We start from the raw sequence: 24,234 nt of genomic DNA on the forward strand, positions 1-24,234 counted from the left end.
AAATATCCCCGGTATTTATACCAGGGATATTCAATTACTTTTTTTAATGTAAAACTACTTAACTATAAAATAAAGTTAACTAAGCTTTTTCATACATACATTCACGATTAAAAGAAAACAGCCCCTAGAGATAGCCTCAGCCAGAACAGATTCATTAAAAAGGGTTTTTTCTAAGTTAATCTTTAAATTTGTGTTTATTTATTTGTTTATTGATGGTTTTATCAATCTAAATTCAACTTGCCACCATAGTTATTTACATCATTGTGCTAACTTAAAAAATATCTTGCGCTGACCTCATATTTGGCTGATGGTTGACTTGAGTGCTAATATTCTCAATGAGAAATTTAGAATCTGAACTAAATACCAGGGGCAATAGAAAACTCGGAACCTGTAAAACAAGTTTAAAAAGTTATGAAGAGGCAATATGCTTCAACTCATAGCAAAGCGAATCAAACTCTTTATTGTTTCTGAGGATAGCTCATTAAAGTAAAGTTATGCTTTTTTAGCTAATTTTGGGTAAATCAACCCTTTTCCGCACAACTGCGTATAAGCGCAAATTTTAATAGACAGATATTCAGTCTGAATAAATAAAGATTTCTGTAGTTTTATCCAATACACCAGATTTGTAGCATGAATAAAAAATGGGCGGTCAAGCGAATAACCATCAACCTGGCATTAAACGAAGCCAAAAATTTGGAAAATTATTGTGATCAGACAGGAAGGCCAGCAACAGATGTGATTAGGGAATTGATTCGAGGATTAGCTACTACGAGGTCTGAGTAGTAGCAACGTTTAGTCTGCGTTTGCAAACATTGCATTGAGGATTTCCTCGACCTTAACTTTTTCAGAGTTGTCTTGAAAAACTTAGGTAACAGATAACCCCCGAATGAGTTCTTCAATCACATTTGTGACTGCTTGGCCTGTCTGTTCACAATATCTTTCTAAGTTTTGAGCTTCATCTGGAGTCAAGTCTATAGTAATTTGCTTGAATACTTCTTTTTTACTGGAGTTTGTCAAACCAGAAAATCTAAGGGCAGCTATTTTATCCATAATTTTTTAATTTGTATGGAGTCCCCTAAATATTGCCAATACGGGAACATCTTTACCAGTGAAAATCAAGGTTTTAAGCTCAAAGTTAAGCTTTTTAGTGATCTTCTTGATGAAGAAATTTACTTTAGCAACGTAAAAATCACCCTTTGGCCATCCACGCAATAATTTTTGAGTGGAAGAACATTTTAAAAGCAAATGGGTCTCATTAGGCATTGAAATCATTTTATCGTCAAGTTATCTGCTATCTTGCTTAATAGCAGAAGTACAGTCAAAATCCTACAAAGATATGGGAGTGTACAACGCGAACCATGCCTAATGAATTCTTAATTGATACGAAATCAGCAAGTATTAACCCTGATATGGTAGGGATGAAGAAAAACAATAGTAGTTGGGTAAATCAACCTCAATCAGAGGTTAGTGGTGATTGCTTAACTCAAAAAATGATTCATCCTGAGACTTTAGCTAAAACCCGCAAGCTTTTAGATCAGGCAATAGTATCCGCTTGGCACGCAGTCAAGTCAGATCGCCGACCACCAACTTTAACCCCTACGCGTTGGGTATGGCGACTGGCTGGTTTTTACCACTTGTGCCATTCTACTCCACGACTAATGGAAGAAGCGCGATCGCGTTTTGCTTCAGCAAATCGTCAGACTTTGGCACAGTGGGCTGCACAAAAAGTGCAAGAAGAAGCTGGTCACGACATACTCGCTCTGCGAGATATTCGCTCAATGGGTTACAGAGCCGAAGCTGTTGTCCAAGCCTTTTATCCTCCTGCGGCAAAGGCATTAATGGATTATTTTGCCCAAAGCTCGCAGGACTCAGATCCCATTGATTGCGTAGGCTATTCTTATACAGCAGAACGTTTAGGTACATGTATAGGAGAGGCTTACATTCACAAGATAGAGGCATTGCTACCGCCAGGTATTAACGCCACCCGTTGCCTACGCATACACAGCGCTATTAGTCCTACTGAGGTAAATCACGTTCAGGAAACCGTGACGATGATTGCCGGGCTAACTCCCCAAGAGTGCGATCGCGTGGCACAAGCCTGTTACCAAGCTGCATTATTGCGATTTAGCCCACCTCAAGAAGCCTACATATCAGATGAGGAGATTGAAAACGTATTAGAACCACTAAAACTATCAAGTAAGTAGCAAGAGTGAGGCTGATTCATCGACTGCTCATTTACTCATCAAATAGCCTAGATGAAATTTTGTAAACAAGTTTTAACAGCATAGAATTCTGTGCAATTAACAAGGAGAAGACCATGAAAACAACAACATTAACCATTACAACAATCACCCAGCCATTTTTCACTCATGATGATTCTGTGATTCAACACCAATCTTTAAATAATCATGATTCTGACACTAGTCTCAGCAACAATAACTTAGAAATATTGGATGACACAGACTTGGAATTAGAAAGAATCATGTTCGAGGAATTCGCAGATGGATTGCCCAGTGACATTCCTATGGCTGATTTTTAGTTTCCGTCTACTTGTCTAATTGATAAAACTTAAGTGATTAAGTAAATAGTCTATATCCCTTGATTATCTAGCTTGTGGTCAAAAAGAGTCTTAAGATGCTCACAGAGTAATTAGAGCGAATAGCGTCGAGGTTAGATAACAAGGGATTAGCACTTATTTTATTACCATGTATTCTTTTGATGACTGAATCAATGCTCTATGAGACAGTCCTCTACTCTTCTAGTTTTTTACACAACTGCCCCCAATCCCTTCAAAGTAGTAATGGTTGCAGCCGTTAAACCTGTAACTCCCCTAATATTCATTGACTCATAAAATTTTTTAGCTTTTAAAGTTTTTAAGCACTCAGCCGTGTTGATATCCCAAAGTTTAATCGTTTCATCAGCGCCGCTGCTGGCTAAAGTCAGATTATCTGGGCTAAAAGCGATTGACCATACCCAAGCTGAATGCCCACATAATGTACTTTGACATTCTCCTGTATCCACATCCCATAATTTAATTGTGTAATCGGGACTGCTACTAGCTAGTATCTGTCCATCTTGACTAAAAATAACTGCTTTAACAATACTATTTGCACAAACCTCAAAAGTTTGTACACAGACACCACTGTTAATATTCCACAAACGGATTGTTCCGTCATAACTTGCACTTGCCAGTAGTTCACCATTTGGGCTAAAAGCGATTGACCATACCCAATTGGTATGTCCTTTTAATGTTCGTTTGCACTCACCAGTCTTCACATCCCATAACTTAACGGTCTGATCCCAAGATCCACTTGCTAATGTCCTATATTGAGGATTGAAGGCTACTGACTGAACAGCCGCATTATGTCCTTGGAGGGTTTGTAATGTTTGGCCTGTATTAATATCCCACAACCTGATTGTTTGATCGTCACTACCACTCGCTAACATCTGGCCATCAAAACTAAAAGCAATTGATTGGACAGCAGCACGATGTTCCTGCAAAGTTTGTAAAGTTTGACCTGTGTTAATATCCCATAATCTGATTGTTTGATCATCGCTGCCGCTTGCCAATATTTTCCCATTTGGGCTAAGGCTTACTGATCTAATCGCAGCACGATGTCCGAGAAAATTTTGCAAGACCTGACCTGTATCAACATTCCATAACCTTACTATCCGGTCATGACTACCACTTACCAAAAACTGACCATCTGGACTGTAAGCAACTGACCAGACCTGACTAGTATATCCACTGAAAGTTTTGAGACATTGGCCAGTACTAACGTCCCATAGTTTCACAGTTTGATCGTCACCGCCACTAGCAAGAATATCTCCTTGCAGACTAAAAGCGACAGTAAATACCCAGCTAGAGTGTCCTTGAAGGGTTTTCAGACATTGTCCAGTATGAAAATTCCATAATTTTACGGTCTGATCGAGACTGCCACTAGCGATGAGATTGCCTTGAGGACTAATAGCTACTGACCAGACAGCAGCATGGTGTCCATGTAGAGTTTTAATACATTTCCCGGTTTCAATATCCCATAACTTTACTGTTTGGTCATCACTGCTACTGGCGATAGTCTTTCCGTCAGGACTGATACCGATGGAGCGTATGCCATCAAGATGCCCTTGCAAAATTTTGAGGCATTCACCAGTCCTGACATCCCACACGCGAATTGTGTCATCATCGCTGCCACTTACTAGCTTCTGACCATCCAGAGTGAAAACTGCACAGACTATCCAACTTGTATGTCCCAGAAAAGTTTTGAGGCATTCACCAGTACTAACACTCCATAGCTTTATTTTATGGTCATTACTACCACTTATTAGGGTATTACCATCTGGACTAAAGGCAACTGTCCACACCTCATGTTTGTGTCCTTGCAGAGTTTGAAGGCATTGACCAGTAATAACATTCCACAACTTCACAGTGTGGTCGCTACTACTGCTTGCCAAAATACTATTATCAGGACTAAAGATAAGTGATGGAACCCAGTTAGTATGTCCTTTGCAAATTAAAAGTTGTCTCCAGTCTGAAACTTGGTACAAGCGAATCTCGCCATTGGTATCGCCTGTAGCTAAAAGTTTGCCATCAGGACTAAAAGCTACTGAGGCAATACCACCAAAGGTTTCAGTAAAAACAGATTTGGCTAAATCAGCATTTTGAAAATTAACATTGTGCAGCTTGATATTCCGCAAGTCTGCTTGCCAAACTGTCAATTGTGAGAAATCATAGCCTGTTAAATCTGTTTGTAATTGGCACAACAAATTAAGAATATTTCCACCTGTATAACCAGGTTCTTGGGGTGATTCTGCTCTAAGCTTGACTAAAAGTTTAGTTAATTGGTTTTCAATACCTTTTTTGCTTCTTAATACAGTGAGCAAACCATCAATCACTGGTTTGAGAATGAGGCGAATTTGAGTTTCTCTGATGTAATCTTTAGCACTTGCCTTGATCAGAGCATGGCATCTCAAAAGGTGAATATTCTCAGTAATAATTTCTTCACAGGCTCGCTCTATCAATACCTGAGTTACATATTCCATGACTACAGGTTGTAAGGTGAAAGTTGTGGTGCTTTTTTCCACTAGCGATCGCCTGACTAAAGATTCTAGAGCCTCTAGTGATTTTTGTGGTGGCACTGGCGATAAAATATCTTCTCGTAAGTCTGATAGCGCTACTGGTTCACAATTAATTGCTAACCAGTACATGATTTCCTTTTCTAAATCTGACAAGCGCTCAAACTGCTGGTCTAAAATATCCCGAATATCGCCAAAAACAACTGTATTTTGTTGTAAAAACTCAGTTACATTCCCAGCAAACACATCTTCAATAGTTGTCGCCACTATTTTTAAGGCTAATGGATTACCGCCATAGGATTCAATCATGGCTTTCCATTCGTCTTCGGCGGCCGATAATCCTTTGACTTTTAAAATTTCCTGGCCTTCCAGTACCTTTAAGCCACTTAATTTTAAGGAGCGTACTGGTGATGTTTCCCCTTCTAATAGTGCGACTTCTTGAGGTTTTTCTCGGCTAGTTAATACTAAACAACTTTGGTGAGTGGCTTCTCCTAAACGCCTGAACAAATCACCATAACCTTCATATCCTTCTCGATATTTTCCGGCTCGACTGCCATAACGTAAAATGGATTCTGCATTGTCCAGAATCAACAGACAGCGATGCTTGCGAAGATAATCAATCAAACGTGATATGCGATCGCTTAAACTTTCTGGTAAGTTAGCTTCTGTTTCTTGTTCGTCAGAGAGAAATTGAATCAACTGAGTAATTATAGCTTTCACTGGTGGAGCTTCGCGGAGCGATCGCCAAATCACATACTCAAAGTCTTCTTGAATTTGTTTCGCCAGCTTTACAGAAAGCGCAGTTTTACCAATACCACCCATGCCTAACAATGCCACGAATTGGCAACGCTCATTCAGCACCCATTGCTCTAATGCGATCAGTTCTTCTTTACGTCCATAAAAAACTGGTAAAAAAGTAGCATCTCCCCAATCTAGACGATTATTTGAACTTAAATAATCACTTTCATTTATTTGTAAATTAAAAATTAAAAACAGTTTTTCCAGAGTTTTTTTATCTACTCCGCCTTCTCGGTTGATTACTTTTGAGATTGTACTGGGATGTAAACCGGAAAGTGAGCTAATATCTTCAAGTGTGTAGCTATTGCCGAAATTTTCCTTTGCTTCTGACTTACGTTTTGCCTCCTGAAGTTTTTGTAAACCCCTAGTAGTAAGTGCAACACCACGCTTGCGTTTCCAATTCTGTAATACCATGTATTAAAACTGTATTAATTATCGCCTAGCCCTGATATTCTTGGCTTTTTTCCAGAAGAATGTAGTAATTCTAATTTATTTGCAAAATATGTAGTTCAGCATTTTAGTTCAAGCAAGTTTTATCATGTTCAATAAAACAGTCTAAACTTGAAATATGACTAAATTATGCTGAATTTATCAAAAAATACTTCAATAGTTATAGTTTACTGGGAATGAGATTATTCACAGGAGTAGGGATATTAAACGTAATTTCGGCTGTATCTTAGCATATACTACGACAATACTCACCCTGAGAATATTGAACCTTCCTGTTTATAATGTTTCTTTCCTGCCCATTACGCTCAACGATAGGCAACGCGGAGACTTTGAATCAAGATTATCAAAGAAGCGATCGCCATCAATCCACCCCAAAACCAATAAGGCAAAAGTAAATATCTTTGCATCTGGGCTGTATCAGATAGCCCTAAAGAACCAGCGCTATAACTAAATAAATAATTGAGTTGGTGGTATGTACTCACGCAAGCTTGTACACCCAAAAATTGAATAGCAAAACCCTGCATCCAACGGGGTGCTTTTAAAGCCATCCCAAGGATAATTAAACCTAATAAAGGAACTGCCAACAAGCCAAACCAAGAACGTACCCAAATTAATGTAGAAAACAACAAAAAACCGCCTAAAATTTTTAAACTCAAAGATGCTGCTTTAAAACTGCGGGAAGCTAAAATCAAAGCTGCACCAGCAATTGGCGGCCCCATTGGCCCGGCTGCGGCGACTAAACCAGGGCCAATCGGGCCAAGTGAGGTGGCGATGCGATAAGTAGCTACACCAGAACCATTGCTAAAGATTTCTAACTTTTGAAACTGTCCGCCTAATACCAGCGCCATCAAACCGTGTCCCATTTCATGAAACCAAGTTGCCAGGATAGTGAACGGGTATAAAATATAATCGCCGCCGGGAACTTGCCATAATACAGCCGTGGCGATCGCAGCTGCGACTAACCAATTTAACCCCATACGTTCTACTACTGGCGGGGCTTCTGTAGAGAGCAAGGTTTCAAAATGTTTTCCTGGTTCCTGCATGGCGCACTTTCCTGAATGTAATTACCCCAATTATAGAAAGTCTGAAGTATGAAGTATGAAGTGTGAAATGTCACGTATGAAGTGTGAAGTGTTAGGTATAAGTTTTATTTTTTAGTTTTTAAACTTCAGACTTCAGACTTCACACTTCACACTTTTTTAGGTTAGTTGAAAGATAAATGTTACCAAATCACCTTTACCGAGGCTGATGCGATCGCCTGGGCGGAGGCGGTGTCTGTTCCCTGGTAATAATGGCAAGTTGTTAATATAAGTGCCATTGGAACTACCGACATCTTCTACATAGTAAGCATCTCCCTCAACGCGAATATCTGCGTGTATCCGAGAGACAATTTCCGAATTACTAAATCCTGAAACATCGATATCAGGAGGAATACGGTCATTGGGCTTGCCAATGTGAATTACCGAGAGACTTTGGGGTAATTCAATTTCGCGATCGCTTTGAATATGCACCACTCGCGCGGTGACTTGTTGTAATTGAGTTCTCGAAACGCCTGCGGGAGCAGCTTCTGGCTCTTGTTCTGGTGCGGGAGCAGGTTCTGGTTCGGGCGGTGGGCTAGGAATGGCGGCCTCAACAGCTACAGGTTCAGGAGCGATAGGAGGTAGGGGAGGTGGGGGTGTGCTTTCGGCTGCTACCGCTGTTGGTGGTACAGCTACAGGCTGGCTAATTCCTAAAGCATCTGGTTGTAGTAGATCTAATAATGGATCTGGAGTAACTAATGGTGGTGCTTGTACAGGAATTTCGGGAGCAACTGTAGCAGCAACAGGAGCCGGTGCAGCAGCGGAGTGCAGATTAAAGCCACATTGACCGCAGAAAGCAGCATCAGCCTGTACCGTTGCTCCACAGTTAGGACAGTTACTAGTCGCTGGTAAAGGCGTATAGCAAGCTTCACACTGGACAGCGCCGTTGGGATTGGGATGATTGCAATTCGGGCAGACGATCATTGATTTGAGCCTTTGTTGAAGATCAGCGTTAGATAGTACTGGCAAGCAGAAAAAACTCCGTAGATGCTTCTGCTTCTACCAATCGGCAGTTTTGCAAGGGGGCGATTCTAGCTTTCGATTTTAACAACTACTCTTGAGGAAATTAAAAGTAAAAAGGCAAAAGTAAAAAGAATAGACGCTTTTGCCTTTTTACTTTTACCTTTTGACTTTAATTTGGCAATTCCGCCCCAGCTGCTGAATCTAGGAGCCACCAAAGTTCTCCTTGGGGGCGAATTAAGCGAGATGGGTAGCTAAAGTCATCGGCTTGAGGGGCAAAGACTTTGGCTAAAGCTGGTCGTTTATTAGCACCTGCAACGACAAAAATCACGCTGCGAGCCGTGTTGATGAAGGGGTAAGTGAAGGTGATGCGAGGATTTCCGTCTTTGTTACCCACAGTAATTAAGCGATCGCTCACTTTGAGTGCGTCTGTGTGGGGAAACAAAGATGCTGTATGGGCATCATCACCCATACCCAGCAAGATGACATCTAATGATGGGAACTCACCGGGAGCAGTATGAAAAAATTCTCGTAAATCCTGCTCATGCTTGTCAGCCGATAAGGCTGGATCAGCATCTAAAGTAGGGACTGCGTGAATGTTGGCGGCGGGAATGTTAACTCGATCTAGCCATGCACGCCGCGCCATTAATTCATTGCTATCGGGGTGAGATGCGGGAACGTAGCGCTCATCGCCCCAAAAAACGTGAATTTTATCCCAAGGCAAATCTTGAGCAGCGATCGCTTCATATAAAGGCTTAGGTGTACTCCCGCCAGATAGAGCAATCGTAAATTGCCCCCGTTGGGCAATGGCAGTTTCCAACTTCGATAAAATTAACTCCAGCGATCGCGCTACCAGCGCAGACTGATCTGATAGAATTTCTACTGTTTTATTCATGGCTTTATGATTACATTGCCTGCTTCCAGCAATACGATACCGAACTTCTAATCATCCCTCCTTTTACCTTCTAAAACTTTTAACATCATGATTTAAATAGCCACAAATTAACCTCATTTACCGTTATCATCTTTCATGTTCTGTTGTCAGTAGTCAGTGGTACTAACTGGGAAGGGTTTAAGGGGGGTTGGGAGGATTTGAAGAAGATGAAAACGTTAACTAGAACCGTATTGGGTTATGGCTCAATACGGTTCAGTTAAGAAAACTAAATCACAACAAAACCAACAAATGATTACTCAACCAAAACGAAAGAATGATTTTGCAGGGGGTTTGGGGGACGCAACCGTCACCCAATCGGGGGCTTGGGGGATTCTCCCCCAAATCTTGCTTATTGTCCGATAGTTAAGCAGAAATTGAGAAATCAACTCTCATCACCTTAACTGAACCGTATTGAGCTATAGTCTGTCACCTATCACTTGCAACATTACTCAACGGAGTCCAATCCCCAGAAGGAAGAAACGCCGCCCAAAATCTGGGATGCTGATATTCTTGACTATTGAGCAAATCCAACTGTGCAGCACGTAAAGCTTCATGTCTTCCCTTACCCTTCTGCAAATTCTGATAATACTTCACCATTAAATCCTTCGTCGCTGCATCATCCACCAACCACAGACTCAAAACTTGAGATTGGGAACCAGCAATTACCAAAGCCCGCCGTAAACCATACACACCATCGCCAACTTTCACATCACCCTTACCTGTTTCACAAGCCGACAGCACAACTAACTGATTAGAACGCAAATCTAAACCAGCCACTTCCAAAGCTGTCAACACACCATCATCATTCCCTAGGGTGACTTGATTGCGTTTGTTTGCACCAGCTAGAGCTAAACCAGAACGCAATAAGGGATTTTCTACTTGTAAAATATTTGGTTGACTGGGTGTTAACTCTAAATCTGATGATGCGTTGAGGTTTTGTTCCACATCAGTGATAAAGAAACCATGCGTAGCCAAGTGTAAAATGCTCGGACTTTGTATTTGTTTGACTGCGGTTTCTGTCGCATCTTTACCTAAGACTAATTTTGCCTTGGGTAAAACATTTTTAATGGCTATGGCTTCATCTTTAGTAGCAGTTAAAGCTTCAAATTCCAAATTCGCTAAATCACCAGAGCGCAGGTTTTGGGAACTACGCATACCAGATGTTTTCGCAGTTCCTCCAGTTGAGGCTTGATTATCGTAGTCAATATCTGCCAACACCACAGGCGCAGAAGCATTCTGGTTATTTGCTTGAAAGCGTAACAAATCTCTGCCACTGGTAAGGTAAGAAAAAGCATAACTCTGAATCAAGAATTTATCTTGCTGATCCTTTAAGGCTTCAAAGGGAATTAATGTTAATTGCCCATCAGGAGAAATCAAAATATGCCGCGCATCACCCAATAACGGACGGATAGGTGCGATTAATTTATCTTCTAAAGTCCGGGCGAGTTTGTTGAATGACCTTCCTGTAGCTAACTCTACGCGAAAATCAACAGCTAATTTATCAATCTCTGCGGCTTCACCTAAATCAACCCATGAGGGTTTACCAGTAGAACGTAACACCGCCGCCGCATAACGCGCTTTTCCCCAGGTTGGGACATCTTTCACCGATTGAGCATTGAACGGCCGATACTGCACAATCTCTACCAAGACTGCATTTTTGGGGATTTTGGCTTGAATGCTGGCTAATTTTATTGGTTGTGTTTGCTCACGGAATTCAGCACTTTTATTACTAATAGCTGCTTCTAGTTTGGCTTTGTCTGCTTCTAGTTGTTCTAGTTGAGGTTTTAGATTAGCAGTTTGTTTTGTTGATTCAGAAAATACTAATGCGGAGAGTTGCTGTTGTATTTGCAGCCATTGAGTAAATAATTTTTGAGTTTCGGGGTTTTTGTCTAGTTGAGTGCGGAGTATTTGGATGCTATCAGCTACAGCATCTAACACCAGTCCTTTGCGCCGCAGTACGGTGGTTAAGGCTAGAGATGCGGCGGTTGAATTTTTAGTTTTTTCTTGCAGGGATAAGGAAATGGCGGTGTTAGTTGTCCCCCGAAAAGTTCTCACGTAACTCTGTTTTCTTTGTTCTGAGCCGACTGCAAAAATCAAATTGAGATTTTTTGCCTCAATTTCTAGCCCACGACGTGAGAAATCAATAGCACGAGTATGATTACCCTTAGCTGAGTAGAGTAAGGCCAAATTATTCAAGCTCAGGGCGATTAATGGATGTTCTTTACCAAGTACCTGCTCATAAATAGCTAAAGCGCGGAGGTGCAATGGTTCTGCTTGTTGATAATTTCTTTGTATTTGATAGAGTTCAGCTAAGTTATGTAAAATTTGAGCAAAATTACGATGCTCTTGACCAAATACCTGCTCATAAATAGCCAAAGCGCGGAGATATAATGGTTCCGCTTGTTGATATTTACCTTGGGCGCGATAGAGTACAGCCAAATTATTTAAGCTTTGGGCAATCTGCGGATTTTCTTTACCTAAGACTTTCTCTCTGATAGCTAGAGAAAGCAAATATAATTGCTCTGCTTGTTGATATTGACTTTGTTCACCATAAAGTTCAGCCAAATTATTCAAGCTTTGAGCAACATCAGGATGTTCCTTACCCAGAACATTTGCATAAATTTCCAAAGAGCGAAGATACAATACTTCTGCCTGTTGATAATTGCCTTGTTCTTTGTAGAGTAAGGCTAAATTATTTAAGCTTTCAGCGACATAACGATGTTCTTTACCAAGTACCTTTTCATAAATAGCCAGCGATCGCAGATACAATGGTTCTGCTGCTTGATATTTTCCCTGTAATCGATACAGTTCCGCCAAGTTATTCAAGCTATTGGCAACATCAGGCGATTCTTGCCCTTGTGCCTTCTGATAAATAGCCAGAGAACGGAGATACAATGGTTCCGCCTGTTGATATTTTCCCTGTTCTTGATACAGTAAAGCTAAATTATTTAAAGCAATAGCGACATTGGGATCTTCTTTCCCTCGCACCTTTTCAGAAATTGCCAAAGCGCGGAAATATAATGGCTCGGCTTGTTGATATTTTCCCTGTAATCGATACAGTTCCGCCAAATTATTCAAGCTATTCGCAACTAATGGGTGTTCCTTACCCAGCACCTGCTCGCGGATAGCCAATACCCGTTCTGCTAAAGGGGTAGCAGTAGAGTATTTTCCTGCTTGGTATAACTTTCCTATCTGTTGATTAAGTTCTTGGGCTTGTTCTAAAGCTGCTTGCTCCTCTGCTGAGTATATAGGAGTTTGCTGTTGGGCGATCGCTCTAACTGACACACTCAACAATAACCCTGTTGTCATCACACCCGTTACTATCCAAGGTGCGAGACAAATACCCGCAGTACTCATCACATTGAATAACTTTTTCACACTCAACTCACTCTACCTCTAACTCACCTACCACCAAAACCCTCAACTCCGTCACCCGCTTCAAAGCTACATCATTAGTCAAAAAAGCCTCACAACCAGCCGTTTAAGCCACTGCTACCTGTAACGCATCGAGTAACTGAAGCTTATAATGCACCCTAATTCTTGCAGCTTCTCGTGCAATAGCAGCATTAATATCCACAAGAATTACTTGTTCTGGTTGTAAAACATCAACAAAAGCTTGCTCTAAATCTACTAACCCCAGAGCCATAGCACCTACCAAACATTCTGATAAAGTTATCCCAGATGCTACTGGTGTAATGTCAGTTGACAAAAGTTCAAAAATTGGATCGACTAAATCCACAAACTGCGGATGGCGTTCTACAAAATAAATTACGGGTGCTGTATCAAGAAATAAGCGAGAAACTCCAACTAACGCATCGCTAATTCTCATTCCTCTCCTCGCAACAGCCGTTCTCGATGCTCATCCCCTTCTCGTCGAGTCCGCGAAACCCACTCCTGAGCATCCCCACCCAAGAGCGGATAGGGAGCCATACCCTTCAAATCGCTCAACTTGCGTTTTGGTGGCGTTTGGGTGATGTGCTTCTTCACTTGTTTTACCAAATGTCCCATCACCGTCAATTGCTCCTCTGGAGTTAATTGCTCAATATCGTTTAAAATTTTTTCCAGTGATGGACTCATCAACCTAACCGTATCAACTGCTGTAAATTTTAGCGTCTTTACTCTTAGCCACATTCCAATTCTTGCACAAGCGGATCTGAAAAGCTGAGTTAGGTAGCTATTTCAGACTTCAAAAAGATTTTCCCAGCCAGGAATAGCCTCGCGTTGAGCAATTAGTAATTCTTGAATGCCTTTTTCGGCACAATCAAGCAGTTGATTTAACTGTGTACGGCTAAAACTACCTTCTTCCGCCGTTCCCTGCACTTCAATTATGCCCAAATGATGATCCATCACGACGTTGAAATCGACTGTAGCTGCTACGTCTTCTGGGTAGTTTAAATCTAAATATGCTTCACCTTCTAATAAACCTACAGAAACGGCTGCCACTTGTCCAGATAAAGGCGATCGCTCTAACACCCCACGCTGTAATAATTGGGAAATTGCCTGCGCTAAGGCGACAAAACCCCCTGTAATGGCTGTGGTTCTCGTTCCTGCATCTGCTTGTAACACATCAGCATCCACAGTTATTGTCCGTTCTCCCAACGCCTCAAAATCTATTGTTGCCCTTAAGCTGCGTCCAATTAAACGTTGAATTTCTTGAGTCCTCCCAGACAGCTTTAACAATTCTCGTTCTTGGCGCTGCTGTGTGGCTGCGGGTAACATTCGGTACTCAGCCGTTAACCAACCTTTACCACTCCCGTTTAAAAATCTTGGCACTCCCTCATTGATGCTGACATTACAAAGTACCTGAGTATCACCACATTTAGCCAGCACCGAACCAGGCGCAAAACGAGTAAACCCAGACTGAAAGCTTACAGGACGAAGTTCGTAAGGTTGTCTGCCGTCGGGACGCTGCCATGCCATTGGATTGCCTCACAATTTTCATCTAGAATACTGCTTGAAGTGTGAAGTGTGAAGTGTGAAGTGTGAAGTGTGAAGTGTGAAGTCTAAAGTCTGAAATTTTATCTTTTGACTCAGCACTCAGCACTCATCAGCAGATTGAGGATAGTTTGCTCTACCATTTCCGGTACTTGATCACCGTTGATTGTTAACAGGCGGCGGCGACGGTCGTAGTATTCTAAAATCGGGATAGTGCGATCGTAAAATATTTCCACTCGACGTTGGACAATTTCGGGTTGGTCATCTGGTAAAGAACGGCCTAGAGAACGGCTGACCATGATGGCTTGTGGTACTTGTAAATAAATTGCCCAATCTAACTGTTGTCCTAAAGTCTCCAATAAAAAATCTAATTCTTCCGATTGAAAGGCCGTGCGGGGATAACCTTCTAAAATCCAACCACCAACAACATCAAGTTTTTTTAGTCGCAGCCGCATTAATTCAATCATCATTTCATCGGGGACTAACTCACCTCTGGCTACATAGGGTTGTGCATGACGACCGAGTTCGCTATAGTTAGCGATCGCTTCCCGTAAAATTTCACCCGTAGAAATCTGAGGTATATCAAAGTGTCTGCCAAGCCTTTGCGCTTGAGTGCTTTTACCTGATCCTGAACCTCCCAGAATCACTAATCTCACTTAATTTCACTCCTCATCTGGTAAAATTCATAACATTCTACTTTGTTTTGCTCAGACCAATAGTCTAGATCACACTCGGCTATTTTCATTGATTGCTACTAAATTTTGCGATCGTGTTGCGACTAGTTTCATCCAAAAAATGAAAATGTCAATATCCCATACCAATCTTGAATTATGGGATTTTAGATTTTGGATGATTTTTCCCTGTTCCCTACTCCCCACTCCTAAAACACACTTGTCAAAATCAGGTTAATCATATAGATAGATTTGCAATCACTCTCAGCCGAATTTCTTGCCTTATTTCTTGTAATTTTCTAAATTCTCCTTATGGTCGCCCAGTTAGAATCTCCCAGCAGCAATTCGATACTTTCCTTACCAAACCCAGTAGAAGGACTAGTGCAAGTTTTCACTAGCGCTCACCGTAACTTTTTTACCACTGTTATGGCTCAATCCTTGAGAATCGCGGGTCAAGGCACATCAGTATTAGTAGTACAGTTTCTCAAAGGCGGTATCGGCCAAGGACAAGATAAACCAATTCAATTAGGACAAAATCTCGACTGGATACGCTGTGATTTGCCACGCTGTATCGATACACCACAACTAGACGAAGCAGAAAATCAAGCTTTACAAAAGTTATGGCAATATACACAAAATGTAGTCAATGAGGGCAAATATTCCCTGGTAGTTTTAGATGAATTAAGTTTAGCTATCAACTTTGGTTTAATTCCCGAAGCTGATGTTTTAGAGTTTCTGGCAAAACGCCCGCCCCACATCGATATTATTCTCACAGGGCCAGAAATGCCTAAATCCCTGTTAGATGTAGCCGACCAAATTACCGAAATTCGTCGTAGCCATCGCCCCTAAACGACACCCTTCACGATATTCTAGTAGTTCGGTTGGAATTACCTGTGAACTTGTGATTAAGAACGATAAATGGATTACGGAAATGGCTCAACAAGGGATGATTTCACCCTTTGAGCCAAGCTTAATCCGAAAAGTGCAGAAAGAGACATCCGTCGATGCTCAACCCGTTATCAGTTACGGTCTTTCTTCCTATGGCTACGATATCCGCCTCTCCCCGGCTGAGTTTCGGATTTTTCGCCACATACCGGGAACTGTGGTTGACCCCAAAAACTTTAATCCCCACAATTTAGAGTCAACACCACTGCATACAGATGTGAATGGCAGTTATTTTATTTTGCCTGCTCATTCTTATGGATTGGGAGTTGCTTTAGAAAAGCTAGAGGTTCCAGATAATATTACAGTAGTTTGTATAGGTAAAAGCACGTATGCACGTTGCTTTAGAGGTGATACTCGTGTAGCCCTAGTGGATGGCACATCACCAACACTAGAAGAAATGGCTGAACGCTCTGAAAATGGAGAAAAATTTTGGGGCTATAGTATTGGTCAACACGGAAGAATAATAGTCACTTTACTAGAAAATCCCAAATATATTGGTCGAGATTCTTTATTGGAAGTGACTTTAGACAATAATGAATCAATATTTTGTACACCAGATCATCTTTTTATGACTAGAGATGGTCGAATGGTTGAGGCTCATACTCTCAAGCCACAAGATTCTTTAATGCCTCTTTACCGTCAGGTTGCTCGTGGTTATGAGATGGTGTATCAACCGCTTAACGGTCATCTTTATCCAACTCATCGATTGAGTGATGAGTGGAATCTATATTACGGAATTTACGATAATACACCTAACACTCACCGCCATCATGTTGACTTTAATCGTTTAAATAATAATCCCTGGAATATTGTGAGAATGGATGCCTCAGCGCACATTCGATTACATAATCAGGAGAACTATGGTGATGAGTTTGACCCTGATGAACATGGGGAATCTATTAGAGAAGCTTTTGCCAGACTCAAACAAAATGCTGATTGGAATGCAATGTTTTCTCAACAGCAAAAAGAAAAAGTTGTGAATTTTTGGCATGATCCCAAATATGAAGAAATCCGCCAAAGAGTCATTGAAGGGAGAAGAAATTGCTCTGATGATACTCGACAAGCACATCGTGATGCGATGATTGAGTATTACAAAAATCCCACAGCTAGAGCTTTAACCGGAGAACTGAGTAAACAAGCTTGGGCAAAAGATGACGGGACAAGACGTTATCAGCAATCCCAACTGATGAAACAACTAGCGGATGCTTCTAAGACTCGCCATGAAATTACTGCTGATGTTGTGCGATCTGCCCTAGATCAAACAGGTTCTATTCGTGGTGCGGCTCGATTGCTTAATTGCGATCGCTCTGTATTTAGAAGATTTCCAGACGTTATACAATCATTTAGAGGTTTATCACAAACTCATTCTCTCAAAAACCACAAAGTTCTCTCTGTAAAAGAAGTACCTGGTATTCACGATGTTTATTGTTTAACAGTACCCGAAGCAGGTAATTTTGCCTTAGAAGCAGGGGTTTTTGTCCATAATTGCGGTATAATTGCAAACCTAACGCCTGCGGAAGCGGCTTGGCGCGGTCATTTAACTCTAGAATTTTCCAATTCTTCTAGTGCAGACTGTCGTATATATGCCAATGAGGGAGTAGTGCAGTTACTCTTTTTAGAAGGAGAACCCTGTGCGATTAGTTACGACACAAGACAGGGTAAATATCAAGATCAGTTAGAAATTGTCACCATAGCTCGCGTATAGTTTAAATTCAAAACCACAGGTTACGGTTAATTTTACCTGTGGTTTCTGCTCTTATCTAGTAAATTGGAAACAATAACAATAAAGCTTTATGGCTCTTTGCATCTTTGTTTGTATGATAATTAAAAGTATTATTTCTCAATTATTCTAGAATCTAGATACAAGTAATGACTGACGAACTCATAAATTATATTTTTTGTATATCAAGGATAAATCAATATTTCGACTAATTTTTTTTACTTGATTATAAAACACTTTTATCGACAAAATAATAACTATTGTCCTGTAGAACCAAAACCGCTAGAGCCTCTTCCAGTAATATTTAATTCTGTAACAGCCTCAATATTAACTAATAAAACTGGTTTAATTACCATTTGGGCTATTTTCATACCTATGTCTACTGTAAATGGAATCTTACCATGATTAATTAAAATTACTCCAATTTCCCCTCTATAACCTTCATCTATGGTTCCAGGAGAATTTAATACAGTTATTTGATGATTTAAAGCAAGCCCACTACGAGGCCTGATCTGTGCTTCTGTTTTAGGTGGTAGTTGAATACTAATACCTGTAGGAATTAAAGAACTTTCTCCAGGTTTTATAACAGTTTTTACTGTAGAGAATAAATCCAATCCAGCATCACCTTCATGAGCATATTCAGGTAATCGAGCTTTATCACTCAGTAATTTAACGTGTAGTATGTAATCCATGAGACTATATTTATAGTTAGTAAATCTGAATTAGATATAAGCTAGCCTCACATTATATATCAAATCAAAGTACTTTAATAAATTTATTTTTCTTGCATAGATACACTTAGCTGTAAACATGAAATCAAAAGAGCAAAAATAGCTAAAAATCCATTTCTGTCGATTAAATTAGTAAATATATACAATACTTCTTTTTGTCTAAAATAAGGAATTATAGCAATTATTTTTAGTAATAAAACAATGAATAAAATAATTTCTAGCATTATTAATGCTAAATTAAAAGAAAATTTCCAAGCAGTTTGTATAAAACTCCTTTTAAGCCCATTTATGATGGATATGTTAGAATTTTGAGATAGCTGTTCATACACTTTTTTGAATTCATCATATGCTAAAGGATTAGCAATTATACCTTCTGCTTTGATCAATAATTCTTTTTGCGTTTGTTCTATATGATTATTACTCATTAAGTTTAAAATTTTATTATTTCTTGTATTAATTTTGCCTAATGTTTCTTCACTGATTATTTTTAATAAATCAGACCTACTAGGGTCATTGTCGTGATTCCTTAAAGCGATACTTCTTACTTTATAAAAAATTAACGTGACAAAAGATTTATCTGCTGGCAATTCTAAATCCATATCCGTTGGATTATTTAAAGAAATTAATAAAGGCCCAGCCCATCCAGGATCAAGAGTAGTAGAAATGTGTCCAAACCCAAGAGAAACAATACCTACTTTAGAATGAAAAGTACCTCCTATTTTTTTAGAAACCCAAACAGCCTCTTGTGTCAATATTAGTACAGTGTCATGTTTTGTAATTTTGTAAATAGGTTTACCTTTGGAATTATATGTTTTTTCGATCAAAGATTTAAAGTTGATAGAATAAACAAAATTGCCAGGGTTAAGATTGTACCCAACTGGCGTTAAATTTTTTTCAGGAGAGTAAGGGTAAATTACAATCTCTTTATTAAGAAATGTTTCTATATCTCTGTCAGATAGCATCTTCTATCAAGGAATAAGTGATTTATTCTGTTCAACAAAGATATCATAAAATTATACAATGTCAACACGTATATAATAATGTAATGAGTTTTAAACTTCTTAGAAAAAGTTTACTGATTACATATCAATACTATTCACCAAGTTAAAGGTGTAACAATAATTCCAACTAAAACCCTGAGTAATTCTTCCAATTCTTCAGGAACAAGATAAAGCTTCAAGTCTTGCAAAATTATCTTCTCATGACGGTTTAATATTCCAAATCGCCAGTCTTATCCTGTCGTCACTGCACCATATAAAATTGGCGTTGCTGATTCTATCCATTGGTCAAGTGCAATTAATTCAACTGCTAATTGAGTAAAGCCCCGTCCTAAATCAGATTGTTTAGCTTCAACTACTAACATTCCCACATCACTGTTAATGTAATAGTCAAAGGTTCCTTTTAATTTTTCATTCACATTAACAGGATATTCAATATTTAATTGAGCGTGAGTTTCGGCACAAATTTCTAGTAGTGTGGGTGCAATTAATACTTCTCGTCTTGCAGTTTCACTAATTGGGTTAACGTAAGTTAAATTTCTTTGCAAATAGCCGGTCAAAAATTCTAAACAATTAACTTTATCTACATATCTTGGTAAGTCCAGCCGCTTGCGTTCATATTTAAAATCAAATTCTGCAAGAATATCGGCTGGTGCATAAGTTAATTCAAAATATTTGCTAAAGGTATAGCTTGTACCAGGTTGAAGAATTGGCGGGCGAGTCATATTAGTATTTAATTATTTGCGATCGCACTCTACGAAACCAAAACATCCTGTAACTTGGCCACCATTTCCGCCCGTGCTGATACTTCTAGCTTGCGAAACATCCGCTTTAAAGCCTGTTTCACAGAGTTTTGTGTAATCCAGAGTTTTTCCCCAATTTCTGCATTCGTTAAACCTTGCGCCACCAATTCAGCGATTTCTAACTCGCGCGGTGTGAGGCGACTAACTAAAGGTGAAGTTACAGGTTTAGCCCTTAAAGTTGCAATTTTGGCTGACAAATGCAAGCATACAGCACTCAAGTCAGCTAAATCGTTGCCATCAAAAGCAGGCTGGCCGCGATCGCGTGCTAAGTGTAATGTACCAATCAACTGACCATCACAAACAATTGGCCCAGTCATCACGTGTTCGTGGTCAGAACGAGAACAAAAATGTTTCCAGTCTCCTGGTGATAATAGCAATTGCTCATGGGCGGGAGCGTGACGCTCAACTACATAGCGCCCAACAGGATTTCCCTCTAAACATACAGAGGGAATAGGGGGAATATTAATTTCTGTTGCTGCTGTTTCATCTAAAAGATAGATACCCCAATGCTGTACGCCAAAATGCTCGCTAATTTTAGCCTTCAGAGCGAGATGTAACTCTTGCTCATTACGGACAGTAGCGATCGCACCAAATACAGCATGAAGAGAATTAGCCATAAGTGTACCCAAAGTGTACCCCATTGGGGACTATGCTCTACTCAACAATTACTTCTATGCTAATACCAGCAACAATAAAACGCTATTATCACTGGATACGCTAGGAGAAGCACATGACAGTTACCAAACTCTCTGCTCAGGAACTTTTCCGGGCTGCTTATGAAAACCGTTACACATGGGATAACAATTTCCCCGGTTATACCGCAGATGTTACCTATAAGTATGACGATAAAGTTACTACAGGTAAAGTAATCATCAATGCTGATCTCAAGGCGGAAGTTCTGGAAGTAGAAGACGAAGCAGTAAAAAAGGCCATCCACGGTCAAGCTTGGGAAATTGCGATTCACCGTATTCGTCGCAGCTTTGAAGCTACCCACAGCGAAAACACCTTTAGCTATGGCGACAGCGACTTAACTGATGCAGTCGAGATTTTAGTTGGTGGTAAAGGTTCTGGCGATAAATATAAAGTCCGCAACAACGAAGTTTGTCTGGTTCATCGTCAAATTCATGGCATTTTCGTGACCATCAACACCTTCAGCAGTCACCAAACTGGCGAAGGTTACTTGTCTCACACCTATGATTCTGTTTACCACGACCCCAAAACTGGTGAACAAAAAGGTGGTAGAAGTGAATTCACCGATGAATATGAAAAAGTAGGCAAATACTTCATTCTCAACCGTCGAGAAATTCGCACCGAAACCAACGGACATCTAAATATTCAAGAATTTATTTTCTCGAATATTCAGTTGTTGGAACCTGCGGCAGCTTAGACTGAATTATTAGTTTAAATTAAAAGCGATCGCCCTGGTGATGTTAGGGCGATCGCTTTTAATATTTGGGTAGATTGATGCAGTGAATTACTTGCAGGATTCACCATTTTCGCGCTCTTGTTATGTCTTAGCACTAATGCGCGTCACAAAGAACTATCTTCCACAGCACAGGATAAAAATCATGAATTCTACCAATTTAGGAAATGATTCCGATATATGGATTGAAAGAATTTAGACGCAGACAACAATTCCCAACCCAAAATCTAAAATTTAAAATCCAAAATTGGATTACCCCAAGGAGGGTAGATGCAATCATGTCATTTGTCCCGTGCATTCAATAACTATTAGGCAGTAATAATTGCTGAAGTCACTTATCCTGGGATGACTGGATTTTTCAATGGGGTGCGCTACTGCTGAGATTGGCGCATTTTATCAGAATTTAGCTGCTTTCTTTTCTACTGGCTAAAAGCAGCTTTGCCAACGGGAAGCATTTTATCTACCTCAATTTACTCTCAGGAGATATTTCTCTCGTCAGATGTAAGCAAGCTTTCAGCTATCAGCGGCCAGTGAAACAGTAAAAAGCTGACGGCTGAATGCTGAAAGCCTTTTAAGCCATTTGATTTTCAATCGCCCACCGCGCTAATTCAGTGCGGTTGTGGAGATTGGTTTTGCCCAACATATTGGACACATGGCTTTCAACGGTACGCTGACTAACATTTAATTCTTCAGCAATTTCTCTGTTCGCTAAACCCCTAGCTACAAACTGGACTACTTTCAGTTCGGTTGGGGTTAACTGCACATCGAAGGGAACTTGAATGCGGGAACCGTTTTCTCCGCCTTTGGCTTGGTGTTCCTTCCAACGGATAGTTTGTTTCAGCGAAGATTCTACTTGTGCAACAAGTTCTTCTGGTTCAAAAGGCTTGACCATATATACGTCAGCACCTTTATTTAAACCTTTCACTCGGTCTGCACTTTGCCCTTTAGCTGACAAAAACAGAACAGGAATCCAACTGGTACGTTCGTTTTGCCGGACTTGTTCTACAAAAGTATAACCGTCCATTTCCGGCATCATTACGTCACAGATGATCATATCTGGAACGTCATGCTCTAGAATTTCCAGAGCTTCACGTCCATTTTCAGCCGTGACGACTTCATATCCTCTAAATTCCAAGTAATCCTTCACCAGCAAGATGAGGTTAGGGTCGTCATCAATTAGTAGAAGGCGTTTGTGATCTTTCATGCTGGGCTCTTTCATAGCAGTGGCACTTGTCGCGCTTCGGTCCATCAAGGTCTTGAATGGTTATCCTTAATATGGTGGATTTATCGAGATGTTGTCTTTTTTCCCACTTAACTTGCCTTTGCTTCCTTGAAGTCTCAAAAGCGGTTCTCACCTTATTTAAGACCACTAGCTCATTGGCAAAAGTCCGGTAAGGATACGTAGAGCAGTAGTAATTATAATGCGCTATTATATATCGCTTTGAAAGTGGTGGGTGAAAAAACACTGATTAAATAATAATCGTCGGCCATTCACTAGTAAGTATTGGCTTCAGATGACCCTAGCTTTATAACAACTCGCACTTTCATCAGCGTACTGCTTTACTATATCCTGCGGATGTGAAGCCTTATCAGATGTTAACAAGCAAGTAGGGGAATTTCCGGCAAAGATGGGTTAAAAATGCAAATTCTTCTACCACCATGATGCCGATCAAGTATGTTTGGATGATCCTCTCAATAACTTGCAAATTTGCTTGGCGATACCAGACACCACCATCCAAGCAGACAACCATTATCTGTCTAGAACAACAAAGTGGCAAGCAATTGTCTTGAATTGTCAAGATGCAGAAGGGTAAACTTTCATAGCTTTTAATCAAGTTTTAGTTCTTGAAGTAGCTAACGGCAGGCTTCCCAGAACATCCACTAACTTGCTGTTAACCGTAGTTAGCAACAGTGTGGTCAGCATACATAAAAATATGTCGCTGATTTTTGGCAATTCCTAAAATTTTTACACAATTACTTAAGGTTTTCTTGTTGTCTACATGTTTAATGCCTGTGTCGATGTGATGGTTTTTTGAATCTTGGTATTGTTACTCATGATTCAGATCCCTGTTTACTGTTCTATAACAATTTCCAAGCTTTGCAAATAAAGTTGACCATATAAAAATATTCGTAACTTACTGATGAAAATCAGAAAATTAAACTTAATTAGGTACTTATACTTACGCGAACCTCCGATTACGGAAGTCTGAAGTCTGAAACGTCTTTTAGCCTCCTGCCTCCTGCCTCCTCCCACTAGTTCGGAAACCCGTACATAAGCAAATGTTGCCATTGCAGGCTTTACTTCGGTAAATTAGCACTCAGGAGTTGAGAGTGCTAACTCTGGAGAAAAAATTTTATGGCAGCTGTATCTTTAAGCGTATCTACAGTTAAACCTTTGGGCGATCGCGTTTTCGTGAAAGTAAGCGCCTCGGAAGAAAAGACCGCCGGTGGTCTATATTTGCCCGACACCGCCAAAGAAAAGCCCCAGGTAGGGGAAGTGGTTGCTCTTGGCCCTGGCAAGCGTAACGAAGACGGTAGTCGTCAAGAGTTGGAAGTCAAAGTTGGCGACAAAGTGCTGTACTCCAAGTACGCTGGCACAGACGTTAAACTCGGCACCGATGAATATGTACTGCTTTCGGAAAAAGACATTTTAGCAGTGGTTGCTTAGTCGAAAGTCAATGGTCAAACGTCAATAGTCTCTGGACAAATGACAA

The 24,234-nt window shown here is 40.3% G+C and carries 22 protein-coding genes and 3 pseudogenes; 10 read left to right on the plus strand and 15 right to left on the minus strand.

The annotated features are described in order from the left end of the window. Positions 1-630 precede the first annotated feature (630 nt). Positions 631-783: a hypothetical protein gene (locus NOS7107_RS29415; RefSeq protein WP_015113890.1), complete on the plus strand. Its 153-nt coding sequence runs from the start codon at positions 631-633 to the stop codon at positions 781-783. A gap of 81 nt (positions 784-864) precedes the next feature. Here the strand turns inward: NOS7107_RS29415 and NOS7107_RS15455 are convergent, their stop codons facing one another. Beyond that, on the minus strand, positions 865-1,050 hold the full coding sequence (locus NOS7107_RS15455; RefSeq protein WP_015113891.1) for a hypothetical protein: 186 nt from the start codon (positions 1,048-1,050) through the stop codon (positions 865-867). A 308-nt stretch (positions 1,051-1,358) separates the two neighbouring features. On the opposite strand from NOS7107_RS15455, the gene NOS7107_RS15465 reads away from it, so the two are divergent. Continuing rightward, complete coding sequence (locus NOS7107_RS15465) at positions 1,359-2,204, plus strand: hypothetical protein (protein WP_015113892.1); 846 nt, start codon at positions 1,359-1,361, stop codon at positions 2,202-2,204. 113 nt (positions 2,205-2,317) lie between these two features. Then, positions 2,318-2,539, plus strand: coding sequence for a hypothetical protein (locus tag NOS7107_RS15470; protein WP_015113893.1), 222 nt, complete (start codon positions 2,318-2,320; stop codon positions 2,537-2,539). Positions 2,540-2,766: 227 nt separating this feature from the next. Here NOS7107_RS15470 and NOS7107_RS15475 read toward each other — a convergent pair whose 3' ends face one another. The 9 genes from NOS7107_RS15475 to NOS7107_RS15515 all read right to left on the minus strand — a co-directional run bounded on the left by NOS7107_RS15475 (position 2,767) and on the right by NOS7107_RS15515 (position 14,885). Next, positions 2,767-6,285, minus strand: a complete 3,519-nt coding sequence (locus NOS7107_RS15475; protein WP_015113894.1) for an NB-ARC domain-containing protein — start codon at positions 6,283-6,285, stop codon at positions 2,767-2,769. Positions 6,286-6,626: 341 nt separating this feature from the next. Next, a complete protein-coding gene (locus NOS7107_RS15480; protein ID WP_015113895.1) occupies positions 6,627-7,364 on the minus strand; it encodes a M50 family metallopeptidase in 738 nt (245 codons plus the stop codon). Between the two features lie 156 nt (positions 7,365-7,520). Beyond that, complete coding sequence (locus NOS7107_RS15485; protein WP_015113896.1) at positions 7,521-8,324, minus strand: FHA domain-containing protein; 804 nt, start codon at positions 8,322-8,324, stop codon at positions 7,521-7,523. A 208-nt stretch (positions 8,325-8,532) separates the two neighbouring features. After that, on the minus strand, positions 8,533-9,255 hold the full coding sequence (gene pgl, locus NOS7107_RS15490; protein ID WP_015113897.1) for a 6-phosphogluconolactonase: 723 nt from the start codon (positions 9,253-9,255) through the stop codon (positions 8,533-8,535). 465 nt (positions 9,256-9,720) lie between these two features. Beyond that, positions 9,721-12,672, minus strand: a complete 2,952-nt coding sequence (locus tag NOS7107_RS15495; protein ID WP_216594387.1) for a DUF2225 domain-containing protein — start codon at positions 12,670-12,672, stop codon at positions 9,721-9,723. Positions 12,673-12,775: 103 nt separating this feature from the next. Continuing rightward, positions 12,776-13,123, minus strand: coding sequence for a PIN domain-containing protein (locus NOS7107_RS15500; RefSeq protein WP_015113900.1), 348 nt, complete (start codon positions 13,121-13,123; stop codon positions 12,776-12,778). Next, the gene (locus tag NOS7107_RS15505; protein ID WP_015113901.1) at positions 13,120-13,371 is read right to left on the minus strand and encodes a hypothetical protein; all 252 of its coding nucleotides are present in this window, start codon (positions 13,369-13,371) and stop codon (positions 13,120-13,122) included. The genes NOS7107_RS15500 and NOS7107_RS15505 overlap by 4 nt, the downstream gene beginning before the upstream one ends. A 102-nt stretch (positions 13,372-13,473) precedes the next feature. Further along, the gene (gene rph / locus NOS7107_RS15510) at positions 13,474-14,214 is read right to left on the minus strand and encodes a ribonuclease PH (protein WP_015113902.1); all 741 of its coding nucleotides are present in this window, start codon (positions 14,212-14,214) and stop codon (positions 13,474-13,476) included. A 110-nt stretch (positions 14,215-14,324) separates the two neighbouring features. Beyond that, a complete protein-coding gene (locus NOS7107_RS15515) occupies positions 14,325-14,885 on the minus strand; it encodes a nucleoside monophosphate kinase (RefSeq protein ID WP_015113903.1) in 561 nt (186 codons plus the stop codon). Positions 14,886-15,212: 327 nt separating this feature from the next. Between NOS7107_RS15515 and NOS7107_RS15520 the strand changes: the two genes are divergently transcribed. The 4 genes and pseudogenes from NOS7107_RS15520 to NOS7107_RS29420 all read left to right on the plus strand — a co-directional run. Beyond that, positions 15,213-15,749 carry a P-loop NTPase family protein gene (locus NOS7107_RS15520; RefSeq protein ID WP_015113904.1) on the plus strand — a complete coding sequence of 179 codons (537 nt, stop codon included), beginning with the start codon at positions 15,213-15,215 and terminating at the stop codon, positions 15,747-15,749. 82 nt (positions 15,750-15,831) lie between these two features. Continuing rightward, positions 15,832-16,185 (plus strand): annotated as a pseudogene (locus NOS7107_RS29160) (dCTP deaminase); the annotation flags it as partial. After that, positions 16,159-17,325 (plus strand): annotated as a pseudogene (locus tag NOS7107_RS15525) (Hint domain-containing protein); the annotation flags it as partial. The pseudogenes NOS7107_RS29160 and NOS7107_RS15525, both read left to right, overlap by 27 nt. A gap of 6 nt (positions 17,326-17,331) precedes the next feature. Next, a pseudogene (locus NOS7107_RS29420) lies at positions 17,332-17,550 on the plus strand (dCTP deaminase); the annotation flags it as partial. Positions 17,551-17,822: 272 nt separating this feature from the next. Here NOS7107_RS29420 and dut read toward each other — a convergent pair. From dut to NOS7107_RS15545, 4 genes are all read right to left on the minus strand, one after another. After that, positions 17,823-18,257 (minus strand): dUTP diphosphatase, encoded by a 435-nt coding sequence (gene dut, locus NOS7107_RS15530; protein WP_015113906.1) that lies wholly within the window; start codon positions 18,255-18,257, stop codon positions 17,823-17,825. 83 nt (positions 18,258-18,340) lie between these two features. Continuing rightward, the gene (locus NOS7107_RS27200; RefSeq protein WP_015113907.1) at positions 18,341-19,258 is read right to left on the minus strand and encodes a hypothetical protein; all 918 of its coding nucleotides are present in this window, start codon (positions 19,256-19,258) and stop codon (positions 18,341-18,343) included. A 269-nt stretch (positions 19,259-19,527) separates the two neighbouring features. Further along, a complete protein-coding gene (locus NOS7107_RS15540) occupies positions 19,528-20,019 on the minus strand; it encodes a hypothetical protein (protein WP_015113908.1) in 492 nt (163 codons plus the stop codon). Positions 20,020-20,048: 29 nt separating this feature from the next. Continuing rightward, on the minus strand, positions 20,049-20,714 hold the full coding sequence (locus tag NOS7107_RS15545) for a LuxR C-terminal-related transcriptional regulator (protein WP_044500016.1): 666 nt from the start codon (positions 20,712-20,714) through the stop codon (positions 20,049-20,051). A gap of 113 nt (positions 20,715-20,827) precedes the next feature. On the opposite strand from NOS7107_RS15545, the gene NOS7107_RS15550 reads away from it, so the two are divergent. Beyond that, the gene (locus NOS7107_RS15550; RefSeq protein WP_015113910.1) at positions 20,828-21,484 is read left to right on the plus strand and encodes a DUF3386 domain-containing protein; all 657 of its coding nucleotides are present in this window, start codon (positions 20,828-20,830) and stop codon (positions 21,482-21,484) included. A 607-nt stretch (positions 21,485-22,091) separates the two neighbouring features. Here the strand turns inward: NOS7107_RS15550 and NOS7107_RS15555 are convergent. Further along, on the minus strand, positions 22,092-22,769 hold the full coding sequence (locus tag NOS7107_RS15555) for a response regulator transcription factor (protein WP_015113911.1): 678 nt from the start codon (positions 22,767-22,769) through the stop codon (positions 22,092-22,094). A gap of 430 nt (positions 22,770-23,199) precedes the next feature. Between NOS7107_RS15555 and NOS7107_RS29700 the strand changes: the two genes are divergently transcribed. Continuing rightward, positions 23,200-23,334: a hypothetical protein gene (locus NOS7107_RS29700; RefSeq protein WP_301280978.1), complete on the plus strand. Its 135-nt coding sequence runs from the start codon at positions 23,200-23,202 to the stop codon at positions 23,332-23,334. Between the two features lie 542 nt (positions 23,335-23,876). Then, on the plus strand, positions 23,877-24,188 hold the full coding sequence (groES, locus tag NOS7107_RS15565) for a co-chaperone GroES (protein WP_015113912.1): 312 nt from the start codon (positions 23,877-23,879) through the stop codon (positions 24,186-24,188). Positions 24,189-24,234: the final 46 nt, after the last annotated feature.

This window comes from Nostoc sp. PCC 7107, assembly GCF_000316625.1.
Classification (GTDB): Bacteria; Cyanobacteriota; Cyanobacteriia; order Cyanobacteriales; family Nostocaceae; genus Nostoc_B.